Below are 14,569 nucleotides of genomic sequence, written 5' to 3'. Positions count from 1 at the left end.
CAGCCGCCCGGCGCCACGGCCCCCCGCGAAGTCTGTAATTCTATTTTGGAATTAAAGCTTTCCAAAAAATATATTGGACTGCAGGCAGTCCGCCGGCCAGAATTTCAGCCGACACCGCGTGGACGCGCGACGGACAGGATAACGAAGGAGACCCCGATGGCACGCATACAACCGCTGCAACCCGGCCAGATGAACGCCGAACAACAGCGCATTCATGATCTGATCGCGAGCGGTCCGCGCGGCCGCGTCCGCGGTCCCCTGGCCGTATGGCTGCATCGGCCCGGGCTGGCGGAACCCGCTCAGGCGCTGGGACGCTACTGCCGCTATGAAACCAGCCTGTCCCCGCGCCTGTCCGAATGGGCGATCCTGATCCTGGCCAGGCACTGGCGCTCCGAATTCGAGTGGTGGGCGCACAAGCAGCTGGCGCTGAAGGCAGGCCTGGCCGAAGCCATGATAGACGCGCTGCGCGACGGCAAGCCCATCCCCTACGTCAACGATGACGAGATCCTGGTGCACGAGTTCCTGACGACGCTGCATGCGCAGCGCCGCATCCCGGACGCGCTCTACGAGAAAGCCACCGTGGTCCTGGGCGAAGCGGGCATCATCGACCTGGTCGGCATCGCGGGCTACTACTCGCTGGTGTCGATGACGCTGAATGTCTTCGAGGTCATGCCGCCTGACGGCGAGCCGCGCGAGATGGGCTCGATCCCCCCGTCGGCGATCGAATAACAAGGTCCGGAAACACTGGAGACACACAATGAGCGGAAGACTGCAAGACAAGGTAGCCATCGTGATCGGCGCGGGATGCGTCGGGCCGGGCTGGGGCAATGGACGGGCCGTCGCGGTCCGCTTCGCCCAGGAGGGCGCGCGCATTTTCGCGGTCGATAAGGACGCCGGCGCGATGACGGAAACCCTGGAGCGCATCCGCGCCGCAGGGGGCGACGTCACGCCCTGGACCTGCGACGTCACGCGCGACGACGAGGTCGCCGCGATGGTGCAAGCCTGCCGCAAGCAGTACGGCCGAGTGGATATCCTGGTCAACAACGTGGGCGGCTCCGCCAAGGGCGGGCCGGTGACGCTGTCGGAGGAAGTCTGGGACGCCCAGATCGCCTTCAACCTGAAGAGCGTGTTCCTGACGTGCAAGCACGTGCTGCCGCTGATGGAAGCGCAGGGCGGCGGCGCCATCGTCAACACCGCGTCGACCTCCGGCATCCGCTGGACCGGTTCGGCCCAGGTCGGCTATGCCTCGGCCAAGGCCGGCGTGATCCAGTTTTCGCGCGTCGTGGCGGTGGAGTACGCCAAGAAGAACATCCGCGTGAACACCGTCATCCCGGGCCAGATGCATACCCCCATGGTTGAGGCGCGCCTGGCGAAGCAGCGCGCGGGCGGCGATGTGGACACCCTGTTGCAGCAGCGCCAGTCGCGCATCCCGCTAAGCTTCATGGGCGACGGGCGCGATACGGCGAACGCGGCGCTTTTCCTGGCATCGGACGAGGCACGCTTCATCACGGGCGCGGAAATCGTGGTCGACGGCGGCATGAGCGTGCGCTGCGACTGAACCCTGGAGAAAACCAGACGCCATGGCACAACAGTCCTCGCGACCCGGGTCGCAACAGGCCGCGCGCGAAAGCGCGCGGCAGGACGACATCTGGGACAGCCATTTCCATGTCTTCGGTCCATGGGATACCTATCCCCTGCCGCCGAATCCTTCCTATCGCCCCGCCGAAGCCTCGTTCGACATGGCGCGCGCCCTGCATGCCCGCATGGGCGTGACGCGCGGCGTCATTGTCCACGGCGCGAACTACGGGGCCGATCATTCGGCGATGCTGGGCGCGCTGGCCGCCGGCCGTGGCGCCTACCGCGGCATCGCCATCATCGATCCCGACATTCCCGAAGAGACGCTGCGCGCCATGCACGATGCCGGCGTGCGCGGCATCCGCTTCAATGTGCTGGCGCATTTGAGCGGTGGCGCGCCGCACATCGATGCCGCGCGCATGCGGGCAACCGTCGCCAGAGTGGCGCCCTATGGCTGGCATGCCCTGGTCCACGCCGGACCGGCCGACACCATCGCCGTGCTGCAGGCACTGGACGGCTGCGGCGTACCGGTGGTGGTCGACCACATGGCGCGCCTGCCGGCCGATGGCGGCTTGCGTAGCGACGCGGGCCAGGCGCTGCTGCGCTGGCTGCAATCGCCCGATGTGTGGGTCAAGGTATCCGGCGCCGATCGCGTCACCGATGGCCAGCCGCACCGGGCCGTCGACCTGATGCGGGCACTGATCGCCGCCGCGCCGGACCGCGTGCTATGGGGTACCGACTGGCCGCACGTCAACGTCAAATACACAGCGCCGGACGACGGCGCGCTGCTGGACCTGGCGCGGCAAGCCTGCGGCGATGCCGCCACCGCGCACGCGCTGCTGACAAGCAACCCGGCGCGGCTGTACGCCTGACGCGGCGCGGTCGTCCATCGCATCATCTGGAGCCATCACCATGTGGGAACCCGCGCAACGCTATCCGGATCCGGCCGTGCGCAGCCTGACACCGGCCTTCAACGCCCTGCACCTGCCCCTGGCGGCGGTCGAGCGCATCGCTACCGGCAGCCGCTGGGCCGAAGGCCCGGTCTGGTTCGGCGATGGCCGCTACCTGCTGTGGAGCGACATCCCGAACGACCGCATCCTGCGCTGGGACGAAGCCACCGGGCAGGTCGGCGTATTCCGGCAGCCATCCAATCATGCCAACGGCAACACGCGCGACCGCCAGGGCCGGCTGATCACCTGCGAGCACGGCGGCAGGCGCGTCACGCGAACGGAATACGACGGCCGCATCACGGTCCTGGCGGATACCTGCGACGGCAAGCGGCTGAACTCCCCCAATGATGTCGTCGTGAAATCCGACGGCTCGATCTGGTTTACGGATCCGCCCTTCGGCATCCTGGGCTATTACCAGGGCGAGAAAGCAGAGCAGGAACTGCCTGCCAACATCTACCGGCTGGATCCCGGCACCGGCCGCCTGGAGGTCGTGGCCGACGACGTCAATGGCCCGAACGGCCTGGCGTTTTCTCCCGACGAAACCATGCTGTATGTCATCGAATCGCGGGCGCGGCCGCGCGCGATACGGGCCTTCGATGTCACCGCGCAGGGCACGCGCCTGGCGAACAGCCGGGTGCTGGTCGATGCCGGCCCCGGCACGCCGGACGGCTTCCGTGTCGACGTCCACGGCAACCTGTGGTGCGGCTGGGGCATGGGTACGCCGGAGCTGGACGGCGTGCGCGTGTTCTCCCCGCAGGGCGAAGCCATCGGCCACATCGGCCTGCCGGAACGTTGCGCCAATCTATGCTTCGGCGGCAAGCACCGCAACCGGCTGTTCATGGCTTCCTGCACATCGATCTATTCGCTGTACGTCAATACGCAGGGCGCGGCGGGCGGCTGATGCCCCTGCCCCGCCGCGCGGGGCCACATCACGGGGCGGCACGAGGCGGCGCAAGGACGCGGGCAATGCCCCGCCGCGCGCGGCGGGCGCTATACTCGGCAAGTTATCGATAGATCAACTATTGCCGGCGGATCGACCTCCGCCGGCAAGACGCCACGCACGAGGACAGGCCGTGACCGCATCTTCCGCATCATCCTCCACACGATCCGTATCTTCGGCACAGCGCCCGACCGTGGGCGTCCTGGGCATCGGCATCATGGGATCGGCGATCTCGGCGAACCTCGTCAAGGCGGGATTCCCGGTGGTGGGCTATGACCCCTTGCCGGCGGCGCGGGCGACCCTGCAAGCCGCCGGAGCGACGGCGGCCAGCGTACCGGAGGAGGCGATTGCCGCGGCGCGATTCCTGATCCTGTGCCTGCCCAACGACGCCGCACTCTGCGACGTATCCCGGCAGATCGCGGCGACGGGCGTGGAAGGATTGCGGGTTGCTGAAACCAGCACCCTGGCCATTCCGGTCAAACAGCAGGCCGCCGACCTGCTCGCGGCCCGCGGCATTACGCTGCTGGACTGCCCGCTATCGGGCACCGGGGCACAGGCCGTCAACCGCGATCTCGCCGTCTATGCCAGCGGCGATGCCGCGGCGATCGAGGCCATGCAGGACGTCTTCGACGGCTTCGCGCGCGTGACCTACAACATCGGCGCCTTCGGCAACGGCATGCGCATGAAGCTCATGGCGAATCTGCTGGTGGCCATCCACAATATATCCGCGGCCGAGGCCTTGCTGATGGGGCAGCGCCTGGGGATCGACCTGGATCTCGCCGTCAAGGTGTTGTCCGATGGCGCGGGCGGTTCGCGCATGCTGCAGGTTCGCGGCCCCGCCATGAGCGCGGGCACCTGGGACGAAGCCACCATGAAGGTCTCGACCTGGCAAAAGGACATGAAGCTGATCGGGGCCGCGCTGGCCGACGCCAATGTACCCGCGCCGCTGTTCAGTGCCTGCATACCGGTCTACAACGCCGCCATGGGGATGGGGCATGGCGAATCGGACACCGCGGCCGTCTATGACGTGCTGGAAAAGATGTCGGCGCTGTCGCGATAGCGATCGCAATGCAAGCGCCGGGGCGGCGCACCGCCCCGGCTGCCCGGCCGCTAGGACCGTATCGCGCCGACTGCCTCGAACAGGCCGCGTATCGCCGCCGCCTTGATGTTGCGGGTGATGAACACCAGGCGCGAGCCATGGTCCTCGCCGGGCCATTCGTCCAGGGTGACGGGCGGATGCATGATGTGCTGCACGGCCTGCACCACCACCGGCTTGCCTTCCACGTTGACGATACCCTTCACGCGCAACAGGTCCACGCCGCGCATGCTGATCAGCATATCCATCGCCGCCGCGAAGACATCCCACGTAAAGGGTACTTCGAAGCGCAGCGCCAGCGTATCGATGCCCGGGTGCCGGGAAGGCACGCGTTCACCCAGATAACCGCCCTGCTCGCCATCGGCTGGCGCCTGGTCGAATGCCGTCCCCAGGAATCGCAGCGCGCCTTCCCGCGAACGCGCGCTGGTCAGGCCCAGTCCCGTCAGTTCGGCCGGCTCGATCTGCCCCATGCTGGTATGCCGCACGGCCGCGTTGCCGTTGATCTCTCGCAACGAGGCCATCAGCGCACGCACGCCGGCCGGCTGCGCCAGGTCTTCCTTGGTGATGACCAGCAGGTCCGCCACCGCCGCCTGCTTGACGGCCTCGGGTTGACTCGTGAGTTGTTCGGGCCCGTTTACCGCGTCGACCAGCGTCACCACGCCGTCCAGCCGGTACTGGGCGCCCAGCATCGTATCGCTGGCCAGCGTCTGGATGACCGGCGCGGGGTCGGCCAGGCCGGTGGTTTCTATGACCACGCGGTCGAAATCGGCGATCTGGCCGGCGCGGCGCTGGCCGAACAATTCGCGCAGCGTCTCCTGCAAATCGGTACGCACGGTGCAGCACAGGCAGCCGTTGGCCAGCAGGCTGACGTTTTCCGACGACATGACAACGAGGTCGTTGTCGATGCCGATCTCGCCGACCTCGTTGATCACCACCGCCACCCGGTTCATGTCCGGGTGGGTCAGCAGCCGACGGATCAGCGTGGTCTTGCCGCTGCCCAGAAAGCCGGTGATGAGCGTGACGGGCAACTTGCCCGCCAGGGGATCGCGCTGATATGCCATGCGGGAAGGTCCGGCCGCGCCGGTCAGAGGGTCATCTCGAGAATGTACAGGCCGCCGGCGAAGCGGTCGATCGTGTAGACGATGCGGCGATCGTCGACGTAGACGTCGTTCAACTGGATGGCGCCGGCGGGCGACAGCTTGGGCGCGCCCGGGACATAGTAGGCGACTTCTTCCACATGATAGGGATCGGTCGTGTCGTAGACCCGCACGCCGCCATTGAAGAACGTGCCGACGATCAGGGTATCCGACTGGAAGGATACCGGCAGCGGCAGGTTTTCGTGCAGGTTGTGCGCGCCGAAGCGGCCGCCGCGCTTGGCGAAGGCTTCCACCGGCGGCATCGGGAAAGTGCCGATGGGCAGCGGGTGCGTTTCGGACTTGGCGTTCACCACCCAGACCAGCTTGGGCCAGTCCGCGCCGTCGTCCTGGACGCATTCGTCGCTGACGATCCACAGATCGCGGTCGAACAGGGGCAGCACCGTATGCGTGAAGCCGTTGTTGGGCGGCGAGTGGTTCCAGCTGGAGACCACCTTGATATTGGATTTGTCGGAGATATCCAGGACGAAGGCGCCGCCGTCGATGTAGCCGACATAGGCGCGATCGGGACGCTGGGGATAGACGTTGGTGTTGTGCGCGCGAAAGCCCGTATCGAATTTTTCCGGCAGGCGCTGCGGCCGCGGCTCCTTATCGCCGACACGGGTTCCGGGATACCACCAGCGCCCGGCCTCGACCGGCCTGGCGGGGTCGCTGACGTCCACGATGCGGTAGAACTGGTCGTCCTTGGGATCGTGCGGCTGGAAATCCGCCGCGCCGGACGCCATGTGCACGGTCTTGCCGTCGACGAACCACAGCGCGTGCACGCCGCGCGAATACGGTCCGGAGCAATCGAAGTGCGACAGCAGGCGCGGCTGCTCGGGAACGGAGATATCGAACAGGTCGAAACCGGCGGGCTTCATGCCGGGGGACTGCACCTGGTAGGCGACCGCCATCAGGTTGCCGCACACATCCAGGGAGTTGGACCGCACTTTCATATGCGGAAGCTCGGTCTGCACCACCATGCGGGGCTGGCGCGGATCGGTCACGTCGACGGCGGTGAAATTCTTCGGCGCGGATTCGTGCGCCATCCACAGGATGCGGCGGCCGTCGCCGGTCTGCTGCATGGCGATGCCCTCGCCCAGCCCGCCAAAGCCTTCCAGCTCGTGTTGGGCCAACAGTTTCATATTGTGGGCCAGGGTCTGGTCGGCACGGCCGGCCTGGCTGGGACTGCTGAAATTCGCCATGAAATTTCCCGCTGAGGATTCTGTGATTGCTTTCTAATTTATCGATCGATAGTATATCCGTAAAGGCGCCGCATAGAACGACGCCCTCATATACCACCAGGAGACAAGGAATGTACCCCCAAACCACGGCCCGCATGGCCGCGGCAGCGCTGCTCGCCCTATGGGCCAGCGTCGCCACGGCCGCCTTTCCCGATCGTCCCGTCCACCTTGTCGTGACTTTCCCGCCGGGCGGCGCGTCCGACCTGATGGCCCGCATCCTTGGCCAGCGCCTGGGCGATATCTGGAAGCAGCCGGTGATTATCGACAACAAGCCCGGCGCGGCCGGCTCGCTGGGGACCGAGTACGCCGCGCGCCAACCGGCCGACGGCTACACCTTCATGATGGGAAATATGGGGCCGACGCTGGTCAATCCCCTTCTGAGCAAAGTGCCCTACAACATGGAGCGCGACTTCATGCCCGTATCGCTGGTGGCCACCGGCCCCGTGGTATTGGTGGTAAACCCCAAATCGCCCTACAGGACGCTGCAGGAAATCATCCAGGCGGCCAAGGCGAAACCGGGCGCGCTGAATTTCGGCTCGGGCGGCGCAGGCACCCTGGCCCATCTGAGCGGAGAAATGCTGGACGAGGCGGCCGGCATCAAGATGCAGCACATCCCCTACAAAGGCGGTGTCGCGGCGGTCAACGACGTGATGGGCGGCCAGATCGATATGATCTTCGCCGATACGCAGGCCGTGATGCAGTACATCAAGGCAGGCAAGCTGCGGCCGCTGGCCATCACCAGCGCGCAGCGCTTCCCGCAACTGCCCGATGTGCCGACGGTAGCCGAAAGCGGATTGCCGGGCATGGTGGCCTTGAACTCATGGGGCGTTTACCTGCCTGCCCGCACGCCCGCCGACGTGGTGGCCAGTTACCGCGAGGCCATCGGCCGCGCCATGTCCGATCCGGGGCTCGTCAAGCTTTACTATGACCTGGGGGTGGACGCCATGCATACCAGCCCCGAAGAACTGGTACGCTTCAATCGCGCCGAGATCGGCAAGTACGCCAAAATCATCGAGGACAACGGCATACGCGTGGATTGAACGCGTCGCCGCACACGGGAAGAATCTCACAATGAGCAATGTGCAGCTGGAGCAGGCGGACCGCATCGCCGACGAGGCGCTCAAGCAGGGACGCGAGCGCGGATTCGCGCCCTTGACGGTGGCCATCATGGATGCCGGCGGGCACCTGGTGGTCCTCAAGCGCGCCGACAACTCGGGCATCATGCGGCCGCAGCTTGCCATGGCCAAGGCCTGGGGCGTGCTGGGCATGGGATTGGGCGGCCGTGAACTGGCGCGCCGGGCCCAGGGCGCGCCGGCGTTTTTCGCCGCCCTGAACACGATCTCCGAAGGCCGGCTGGCGCCCGTGGCGGGCGGCGCGCTGATCCGCGATGCCGCGGGCCATGTGATCGGCTCCATCGGCATTTCCGGCGATACCTCGGATAACGACGAGCTCTGCCTGGTCCCGGCGGTGCGCGCGGCGGGCCTGGTACCCGATACGGGGGACCCGCTGTAATCGCCATGGCGTCGACCACCAAGCCCACGAAAGCGGCGACATCCTCGCCAGAGAAAAAACCCCGCCTGCGGGCGGCCGAACGCGAGCAGCAGATCCTGCACGGCGCCATCCGCTATTTCTCGGAAAAGGGCTTCGCCGGCCACACGCGCGAGCTCTCGCAGCGACTGGGCATTACCCAGCCGCTGCTTTACCGCTACTTCAAATCCAAGCAGGACCTGATCGACAAAGTCTATCTGCACGTTTTCATGGGGCGCTGGCAGCCGCAGTGGGTGACGCTGCTGCGCGACCGCTCCGTACCGTTGCAGGAAAGGCTGGCGCGGTTCTACGTCGAATACGCCCGCGCGACCTACCAGCCGGAATGGATACGCATCTATATGTTCGCGGGCCTGGAAAGCAGCGGCCTGAACCGGCGCTATCTGCAATTGATCAAGAAAGAACTGCTCGCGCCCTGCTGCGAGGAATTGCGGCACTACTGCGGCCTTCCGGACGACACGCCGATTTCCGAACAGGAAATCGAGTTCTATTGGACGCTGCACGACGGCCTGTTCTACACCGCGATCCGCGAGACCATCTACCAATCGCCGATGGAAGTCTCCTTCGACGACAAGGTGCGTTACGCGGTAGAGAATTTCCTCGCCGGGGCCCGTACCGTGTATCCGCGGCTGGTCAGCGCCGAACGCGAGGCCGCGGGCGCCGCCACGCCGGCCAAACGGCGGCGCGCCGAAACCGCACGCCCCACATCCAGCCGCTAAGCGCCCGCGGGCGTACAGGCGGCGGATCGCGGCAGCGTGACGAAGGCGGGGTTGCCTCGGCCGCCCTGCCTTGCCGGTGGAATCACCGGTCCAGCGTTTCCGTCCCCGCCGGACCGCGCAGTTCGTCCGTGCCGTCCGCCAGGGTGACGAACAGCGGCGGCGCCGACATCGAATGCACCGAAGCTTCCGCGGCGCTGTCGGGCAGTTCGCGGAACAGGCCGTCCACGTACAGGAAAGTCAGTTGGGCGGCCAGATGACGCAGCGCGGCGCCCAGGTCCGGCAGATCCTGTCCCTGGATGGCCCCCTGGTCCAAACGGTAACCGTAGCGCCCGCCTTCTTCGAGCAGGTCGCCCACCTCGACGACTTTCCCCGCGGCATTCTGGATGTAAAGCCGGCCTGCCGCCGCCGATAAGGCGAACTGGTGCGCCGCGGGCGATCCGTCCCGCAGCTGCTTTGCGTCCATGGGGGTTTCGACGCCCAGCTCCATCGCCAGGCCGCGCATCGTGTCTTTCAAGGTGTTCATCGCGCATCTCCAATAGCCCGGGAGAGGACCGCAATCGGCATTCCCGAGGCGGGCATGCCGATTGCTTATTAGCCCCGCCATCTGCTCATCCGTAGCGGCGGCGCCCACCCCCGGAGCACTACCATGACCGACCAGCCACGCATCACCGAAGGTTCGCCATTTCCCCTGGGCGCAACCTGGGACGGCGAAGGCGTGAACTTCGCCCTGTTCTCCGCCCACGCCACCCGAGTGGAGGTCTGCCTGTTCGACCCCGCCGGCCAGAAACAAATCGAATGCATCGAACTGCCCGAATTTACCGACGAGGTCTGGCACGTCCACGTGCGCGGCCTGCAACCGGGCACCGTTTACGGCTACCGCGTGCACGGTCCCTACGATCCCGAGAACGGCCATCGCTTCAATCCGCACAAGCTGCTTCTGGATCCCTACGCCAAGGCCTACGTCGGCGAACTCAAATGGGACCCCGCGGTGTTCGGCTATACCCTGGGCGCCGAGGATGGCGACCTGACCTTCGACGAACGCGACAGCGCCCCTTTCGTGCCCAAATGCCAGGTCGTCGACCAGCGCTTCATCTGGGAACACCCGACGCGCGTGCGCGTCCCCTGGGAACAGACCATCTTCTACGAGACCCACGTGCGCGGCTACACCAAACGTCACCCCGCGGTGCCGGAATCCTTGCGCGGCACCTTCGCGGGCCTGGGACATAAGACGGTGATCGACCACATCAAGTCCCTGGGCGTGACCTCGGTGGAGCTGCTGCCCATCCATGCCTTCGTCAACGACAGCCATCTGCTGGACAAAGGGCTGACGAATTATTGGGGTTACAACACCATCGGTTTCTTCGCTCCGGACCCGCGCTATTTCGCCAAGGGCTCCGGCGAGATCGCCGAACTGAAGCAAATGATCGACTGCTTCCACGAGGCGAACTTGGAAGTCGTCCTGGACGTGGTCTACAACCATACGGCGGAGGGCAGCGAACTGGGGCCGACGTTATCGTTCCGCGGTATCGACAACGCCTCGTACTACCGCCTGCTGCCGGACCAGCAGCGGTACTACATCAACGATACGGGCACGGGCAATACGCTGAATCTGTCCCATCCGCGCGTGCTGCAGATGGTCATGGACAGCCTGCGCTACTGGGTCACCGAGATGAACGTCGACGGCTTCCGTTTCGACCTGGCCACCATCCTGGGCCGCGAACCCGGCGGCTTCGACTATGAAAGCGGCTTCCTGAAGGCCTGCCGGCAGGATCCCATCCTGTCCAGCGTCAAGCTGATCGCCGAGCCCTGGGACTGCGGACCCGGCGGCTACCAGGTGGGCAATTTTCCGCCGGGATGGGCGGAATGGAACGACCGGTTCCGCGACTGCGTGCGCGGCTACTGGAAAGGGGACGAAGGCGTCGTGGCCGAACTGGCGGCGCGCATTACCGCTTCAGGCGACAAGTTCAACCACAACGGGCGCCGGCCCTGGGCCAGCGTCAACTTCATCACCGCCCACGACGGTTTCACCCTGCACGATTTGGTCTCGTACAACGACAAGCACAACGAGGCCAATGGCGAGGAGAACCGCGACGGTCATTCCGACAATCGTTCGTGGAACTGCGGCGCGGAAGGACCGACCGACGACGCCGATATCCGCGCGCTGCGCGAACGCCAGAAACGCAATCTGCTGGCCACGCTGCTGTTCTCGCAGGGCACGCCCATGCTGCTGGCCGGCGATGAATTCGGGCGCACCCAGCAGGGCAACAACAATGCCTATTGCCAGGACAACGAAATCAGCTGGGTGGACTGGAACATCGGCGAGGAAGGACAGGCGCTGATCGAATTCACGCGCAAGCTGACTACGCTGCGCCATACGCTGCCGGTACTGCGGCGGGGGCGTTTCCTGACCGGGGAATACGACGACCTGCTGGACGTGGCGGATGTGCGCTGGATCAGCCCGGCGGGCGTCGACATCGCCGATGAGCAGTGGGCCGATCCGGGCATGCGCTGCTTCGGCCTGATCATCGACGGCCGCGCGCGGGCCACCGGCATACGCCGGCCCGCGTCCGACGCGACCTTGATGCTGGTCTTCAATGCCTACCACGACATCGTCGAGTTCAAGGTACCGGAAATCCCCGGCAGCGATCAGTGGACATGCATGATCGATACGAACACGCCTGTGCGCACGGAGCTGCCCAGCTATGGATCGGGCGATATCTACCAGGTCACCGGGCGTTCGCTGCTGCTGTTCACCCTGCAAACCAAGGGACAGACGGGACGGGTGCTGGAGAACCTGGAAGAAGCCATGACGGACGATGAGGCGCCGGCGAAGTAATGCCGGCAGCACAAGGGCGGCTCGCGCCGCCCTTGTATCCGCAAGGCGCCGTACCGGCCGCACGGCGCCCCGCGGATTGCCGCTTATACGGCAGAAGGTCAGGGCTGGTCGTTCTTCTTGATGTCTTCGCGCGCGTCGCCGACGGCCTTCTGAGCCTTGCCCACACCCTGCTGGACGTCGCCCTTCAGTTCCTGGCTCTTGTTGCCGGTCACCTTGCCGACCGTCTCGTTGACCTTGCCCTTAACCTGTTCGCCCACGCCCTTCGCTTGGTCTTTGTTCATCGCTGTACTCCTGTCAAAACACGCCGAAATTGGCGCAACGATCACAGTTCAGCAAAGACCGTGCCCGGCAGTGGACAGGGGGCGCGCGGCCTTTCCAGCGATCCGTCGCGCCGGCGTGTCATGGATGAGTAGCGATGGAAATCATCGCGGCCCTTCGCGGGACAGGCGCGCGCGCGTGTGCGCCGCAATGTCCTTCAGCCACGGTTGCCTGTTCCAATGGTCCGCGGCGTAGCGATCGATCTGCTCGCGGTAGGTCAGGGACAGGCCGATGCTATCCAGGCCCTCGAGGAACATGCGCTTATGCCGCGGCACCAGCTCGAAGTCCGTCCGCACGGACCGGCTTTGCAGCGTCTGCGTGGCGATATCGATCATGACGGCGTTATGCGCGGGATCGTCCGCGTCGGACATCAGCCTCGCAATATCGTCCGCCGGCAAGGCGACCAGCAGCAACCGGTTGTTCATCGCATTGGAGTGGAAAATCTCCGCGAAGCTGGGGGCGACCACCGCCCGGATGCCGAACTGCTGAAGGCCCCACACCGCATGCTCGCGGCTGGATCCGCAGCCGAAGTTCGATCCCCCGATCAGGACCGAAACCCCGGCATAGGCATCCCGGTTCAGCACAAAATCCGGACAGGGCCGGCCCTGCGGGTCGTAGCGCAGATCGTAGAGCAATCCGTCCTGCAAGCCTGACTTATCGATGCCCCGCAGAAACTGCTTGGGCATGATCTGGTCGGTGTCCAGGTTTTCGATGCGCAGGGCCGCCGCGCGGCCTTCGATGCGAGCGGTGTGGGTCATTGCGCCTGCTCCTTCAATTCGCGTACGTCCATGATGCGGCCGGCGGTCGCGGCCGCCGCCGCCATCGCCGGGCTCATCAGATGGGTAATGGCGCCCCTGCCCTGGCGGCCCTCGAAATTGCGGTTCGTCGTCGAAGCGCAGCGCACGCCCTCGTCCAGCACGTCGTCGTTCATGGCGAGGCACATCGAACAACCGGCATTGCGCCATTCGAAACCTGCCTCGATGAAGACCTTGTCCAGCCCTTCGGCTTCCGCGGCCGCCTTCACCGCCCCCGACCCGGGCACCACCATCGCCCGCACGCCCGGGGCGACGCGACGGCCACGAGCGACGGCGGCGGCGGCACGAAGATCCTCGATGCGGCCGTTGGTGCAAGAGCCGATGAAGACGTGCTGCACCGGCGTTCCGGCAATGGCGGCGCCGGCGGGCAGGCGGGTGTATTCCATGGCCCGCGCGGCGCTGCCGCGCGCCACCGCGTCCTGCAGCTGGTCCAAATGCGGCACGCGGCCGTCGATGGCGATGACCTGGTCGGGGCTGGTACCCCAGGTAACCTGTGGCGCGATCGTAGCGGCATCGATGCTGTGGACCGCATCGAAATGCGCTCCTTCGTCGGTACGCAGGTCGCGCCACGCTTCCAGCGCGGCCTGCCTGTGCGGTCCGGCCAGATCCGGGGCGCGCGCCATGACGTAATCGATGGCCTTTCGGTCGGGCGCGACCAGCGCGCCGCGCGCGCCGGCCTCCACGAGCATGTTGCACAGCGTGAAGCGCGCCTCGATGGAAAGCGCTTCCACCGCGCTGCCGCTGTATTCGACCACGTACCCGCGCGCGCCCTGGGCGCCGATCCGCCCGACGATGGTCAGCACCAGGTCCTTGCTCGTCACGCCGAACGGCAGCTGACCGTCGATACGGATCTGCATGGTCTGCGCCACACGATAGACCAGCGTTTGCGTGGCAAGGACATGTTCCACTTCGGTCGTACCGATGCCAAAGCCCAGCGCCCCCAGCGCGCCGTACGTCGTCGTATGGCTGTCGCCGCAGATGACCACCATGCCGGGCCTGATCATGCCGTGTTCCGGGGCCACCACGTGCTCGATGCCCTGCAAGGCGTCGTTGGTGTCGAACAGCGGAATATCGAAGGCATCGCAGTTTCTCTTCAGGTTACTGGCCTGAAGCGCCGAGGCGGCGTCGGCAATCACCCTTACCTTGCCCGGATGGGTGGGAATGATGTGGCTGACCGTGGCCACATTCTGCCCCGGCATGGCCACGGTGCGCCCCGCCTCGCGCAGTCCCGCGAAAGCCTGGGGACTGGTGTACTCGTTCATCAGGTGCAGGTCGCAGAAGAGCAGGACGTTCTGTTCGTCCAGCGTCGCCACCGTGTGGGTATCCAGCAGTTTCTGGTAAAGCGTTCGTGGGGACATGTGAGCCAGGGGTAGGAAGGACACGAAGGACGGCAAGCGG

The 14,569-nt window shown here is 65.9% G+C and carries 15 protein-coding genes; 9 read left to right on the top strand and 6 right to left on the bottom strand.

What is annotated here, in order from left to right:
- Positions 1-156 precede the first annotated feature (156 nt).
- The 5 genes from ACO1P8_RS01450 to ACO1P8_RS01430 all read left to right on the top strand — a co-directional run bounded on the left by ACO1P8_RS01450 (position 157) and on the right by ACO1P8_RS01430 (position 4,525).
- Positions 157-729, top strand: coding sequence for a carboxymuconolactone decarboxylase family protein (locus ACO1P8_RS01450; protein WP_486294160.1), 573 nt, complete (start codon positions 157-159; stop codon positions 727-729).
- Between the two features lie 28 nt (positions 730-757).
- Positions 758-1,558, top strand: coding sequence for an SDR family NAD(P)-dependent oxidoreductase (locus tag ACO1P8_RS01445; protein ID WP_486294159.1), 801 nt, complete (start codon positions 758-760; stop codon positions 1,556-1,558).
- Positions 1,559-1,580: 22 nt separating this feature from the next.
- On the top strand, positions 1,581-2,447 hold the full coding sequence (locus ACO1P8_RS01440) for an amidohydrolase family protein (protein WP_486294158.1): 867 nt from the start codon (positions 1,581-1,583) through the stop codon (positions 2,445-2,447).
- Between the two features lie 40 nt (positions 2,448-2,487).
- Entirely contained in the window at positions 2,488-3,426 is a 939-nt protein-coding gene (locus tag ACO1P8_RS01435; protein ID WP_486294157.1) for an SMP-30/gluconolactonase/LRE family protein, read from the top strand.
- A 172-nt stretch (positions 3,427-3,598) separates the two neighbouring features.
- Positions 3,599-4,525 carry an NAD(P)-dependent oxidoreductase gene (locus ACO1P8_RS01430; RefSeq protein WP_486294156.1) on the top strand — a complete coding sequence of 309 codons (927 nt, stop codon included), beginning with the start codon at positions 3,599-3,601 and terminating at the stop codon, positions 4,523-4,525.
- A 50-nt stretch (positions 4,526-4,575) separates the two neighbouring features.
- Here ACO1P8_RS01430 and ACO1P8_RS01425 read toward each other — a convergent pair whose 3' ends face one another.
- Together ACO1P8_RS01425 and ACO1P8_RS01420 are read right to left on the bottom strand one after the other, a co-directional pair.
- The gene (locus ACO1P8_RS01425) at positions 4,576-5,622 is read right to left on the bottom strand and encodes a CobW family GTP-binding protein (protein WP_486294155.1); all 1,047 of its coding nucleotides are present in this window, start codon (positions 5,620-5,622) and stop codon (positions 4,576-4,578) included.
- A 23-nt stretch (positions 5,623-5,645) separates the two neighbouring features.
- On the bottom strand, positions 5,646-6,899 hold the full coding sequence (locus ACO1P8_RS01420) for an LVIVD repeat-containing protein (RefSeq protein ID WP_486294154.1): 1,254 nt from the start codon (positions 6,897-6,899) through the stop codon (positions 5,646-5,648).
- 110 nt (positions 6,900-7,009) lie between these two features.
- On the opposite strand from ACO1P8_RS01420, the gene ACO1P8_RS01415 reads away from it, so the two are divergent.
- From ACO1P8_RS01415 to ACO1P8_RS01405, 3 genes are read left to right on the top strand one after another with little or no spacing between them, the layout of a single operon-like run.
- Positions 7,010-7,978, top strand: coding sequence for a Bug family tripartite tricarboxylate transporter substrate binding protein (locus ACO1P8_RS01415; protein WP_486294153.1), 969 nt, complete (start codon positions 7,010-7,012; stop codon positions 7,976-7,978).
- 31 nt (positions 7,979-8,009) lie between these two features.
- Entirely contained in the window at positions 8,010-8,450 is a 441-nt protein-coding gene (locus tag ACO1P8_RS01410; RefSeq protein WP_486294152.1) for a GlcG/HbpS family heme-binding protein, read from the top strand.
- A gap of 5 nt (positions 8,451-8,455) precedes the next feature.
- Positions 8,456-9,202 carry a TetR/AcrR family transcriptional regulator gene (locus ACO1P8_RS01405; RefSeq protein WP_486294151.1) on the top strand — a complete coding sequence of 249 codons (747 nt, stop codon included), beginning with the start codon at positions 8,456-8,458 and terminating at the stop codon, positions 9,200-9,202.
- An 82-nt stretch (positions 9,203-9,284) separates the two neighbouring features.
- On the opposite strand, the gene ACO1P8_RS01400 is transcribed toward ACO1P8_RS01405, so the two are convergent.
- Positions 9,285-9,725, bottom strand: a complete 441-nt coding sequence (locus ACO1P8_RS01400) for a hypothetical protein (RefSeq protein ID WP_486294150.1) — start codon at positions 9,723-9,725, stop codon at positions 9,285-9,287.
- A 123-nt stretch (positions 9,726-9,848) separates the two neighbouring features.
- Between ACO1P8_RS01400 and glgX the strand changes: the two genes are divergently transcribed.
- Positions 9,849-12,038 carry a glycogen debranching protein GlgX gene (gene glgX, locus ACO1P8_RS01395; RefSeq protein WP_486294149.1) on the top strand — a complete coding sequence of 730 codons (2,190 nt, stop codon included), beginning with the start codon at positions 9,849-9,851 and terminating at the stop codon, positions 12,036-12,038.
- A 98-nt stretch (positions 12,039-12,136) separates the two neighbouring features.
- Here glgX and ACO1P8_RS01390 read toward each other — a convergent pair whose 3' ends face one another.
- The 3 genes from ACO1P8_RS01390 to leuC form a co-directional block, all read right to left on the bottom strand.
- Positions 12,137-12,319, bottom strand: coding sequence for a CsbD family protein (locus tag ACO1P8_RS01390; protein ID WP_486294148.1), 183 nt, complete (start codon positions 12,317-12,319; stop codon positions 12,137-12,139).
- A gap of 141 nt (positions 12,320-12,460) precedes the next feature.
- Positions 12,461-13,114 carry a 3-isopropylmalate dehydratase small subunit gene (gene leuD, locus ACO1P8_RS01385; protein ID WP_486294147.1) on the bottom strand — a complete coding sequence of 218 codons (654 nt, stop codon included), beginning with the start codon at positions 13,112-13,114 and terminating at the stop codon, positions 12,461-12,463.
- Complete coding sequence (leuC, locus tag ACO1P8_RS01380) at positions 13,111-14,529, bottom strand: 3-isopropylmalate dehydratase large subunit (RefSeq protein ID WP_486294146.1); 1,419 nt, start codon at positions 14,527-14,529, stop codon at positions 13,111-13,113. The genes leuD and leuC overlap by 4 nt, the downstream gene beginning before the upstream one ends.
- Positions 14,530-14,569 lie beyond the last annotated feature (40 nt).

It is taken from the genome of Bordetella sp., from assembly GCF_057362025.1.
This window is presented reverse-complemented; position numbering and strand designations above follow the sequence as displayed.

Coding starts and splice junctions, on each gene's coding strand:
- ACO1P8_RS01450 (WP_486294160.1), top strand. CDS start 157: ATGGCACGCATACAACCGCTGCAACCCGGCCAGATGAACGCCGAACAA.
- ACO1P8_RS01445 (WP_486294159.1), top strand. CDS start 758: ATGAGCGGAAGACTGCAAGACAAGGTAGCCATCGTGATCGGCGCGGGA.
- ACO1P8_RS01440 (WP_486294158.1), top strand. CDS start 1,581: ATGGCACAACAGTCCTCGCGACCCGGGTCGCAACAGGCCGCGCGCGAA.
- ACO1P8_RS01435 (WP_486294157.1), top strand. CDS start 2,488: ATGTGGGAACCCGCGCAACGCTATCCGGATCCGGCCGTGCGCAGCCTG.
- ACO1P8_RS01425 (WP_486294155.1), bottom strand. CDS start 5,622: ATGGCATATCAGCGCGATCCCCTGGCGGGCAAGTTGCCCGTCACGCTC.
- ACO1P8_RS01420 (WP_486294154.1), bottom strand. CDS start 6,899: ATGGCGAATTTCAGCAGTCCCAGCCAGGCCGGCCGTGCCGACCAGACC.
- ACO1P8_RS01415 (WP_486294153.1), top strand. CDS start 7,010: ATGTACCCCCAAACCACGGCCCGCATGGCCGCGGCAGCGCTGCTCGCC.
- ACO1P8_RS01410 (WP_486294152.1), top strand. CDS start 8,010: ATGAGCAATGTGCAGCTGGAGCAGGCGGACCGCATCGCCGACGAGGCG.
- ACO1P8_RS01405 (WP_486294151.1), top strand. CDS start 8,456: ATGGCGTCGACCACCAAGCCCACGAAAGCGGCGACATCCTCGCCAGAG.
- ACO1P8_RS01400 (WP_486294150.1), bottom strand. CDS start 9,725: ATGAACACCTTGAAAGACACGATGCGCGGCCTGGCGATGGAGCTGGGC.
- glgX (WP_486294149.1), top strand. CDS start 9,849: ATGACCGACCAGCCACGCATCACCGAAGGTTCGCCATTTCCCCTGGGC.
- ACO1P8_RS01390 (WP_486294148.1), bottom strand. CDS start 12,319: ATGAACAAAGACCAAGCGAAGGGCGTGGGCGAACAGGTTAAGGGCAAG.
- leuD (WP_486294147.1), bottom strand. CDS start 13,114: ATGACCCACACCGCTCGCATCGAAGGCCGCGCGGCGGCCCTGCGCATC.
- leuC (WP_486294146.1), bottom strand. CDS start 14,529: ATGTCCCCACGAACGCTTTACCAGAAACTGCTGGATACCCACACGGTG.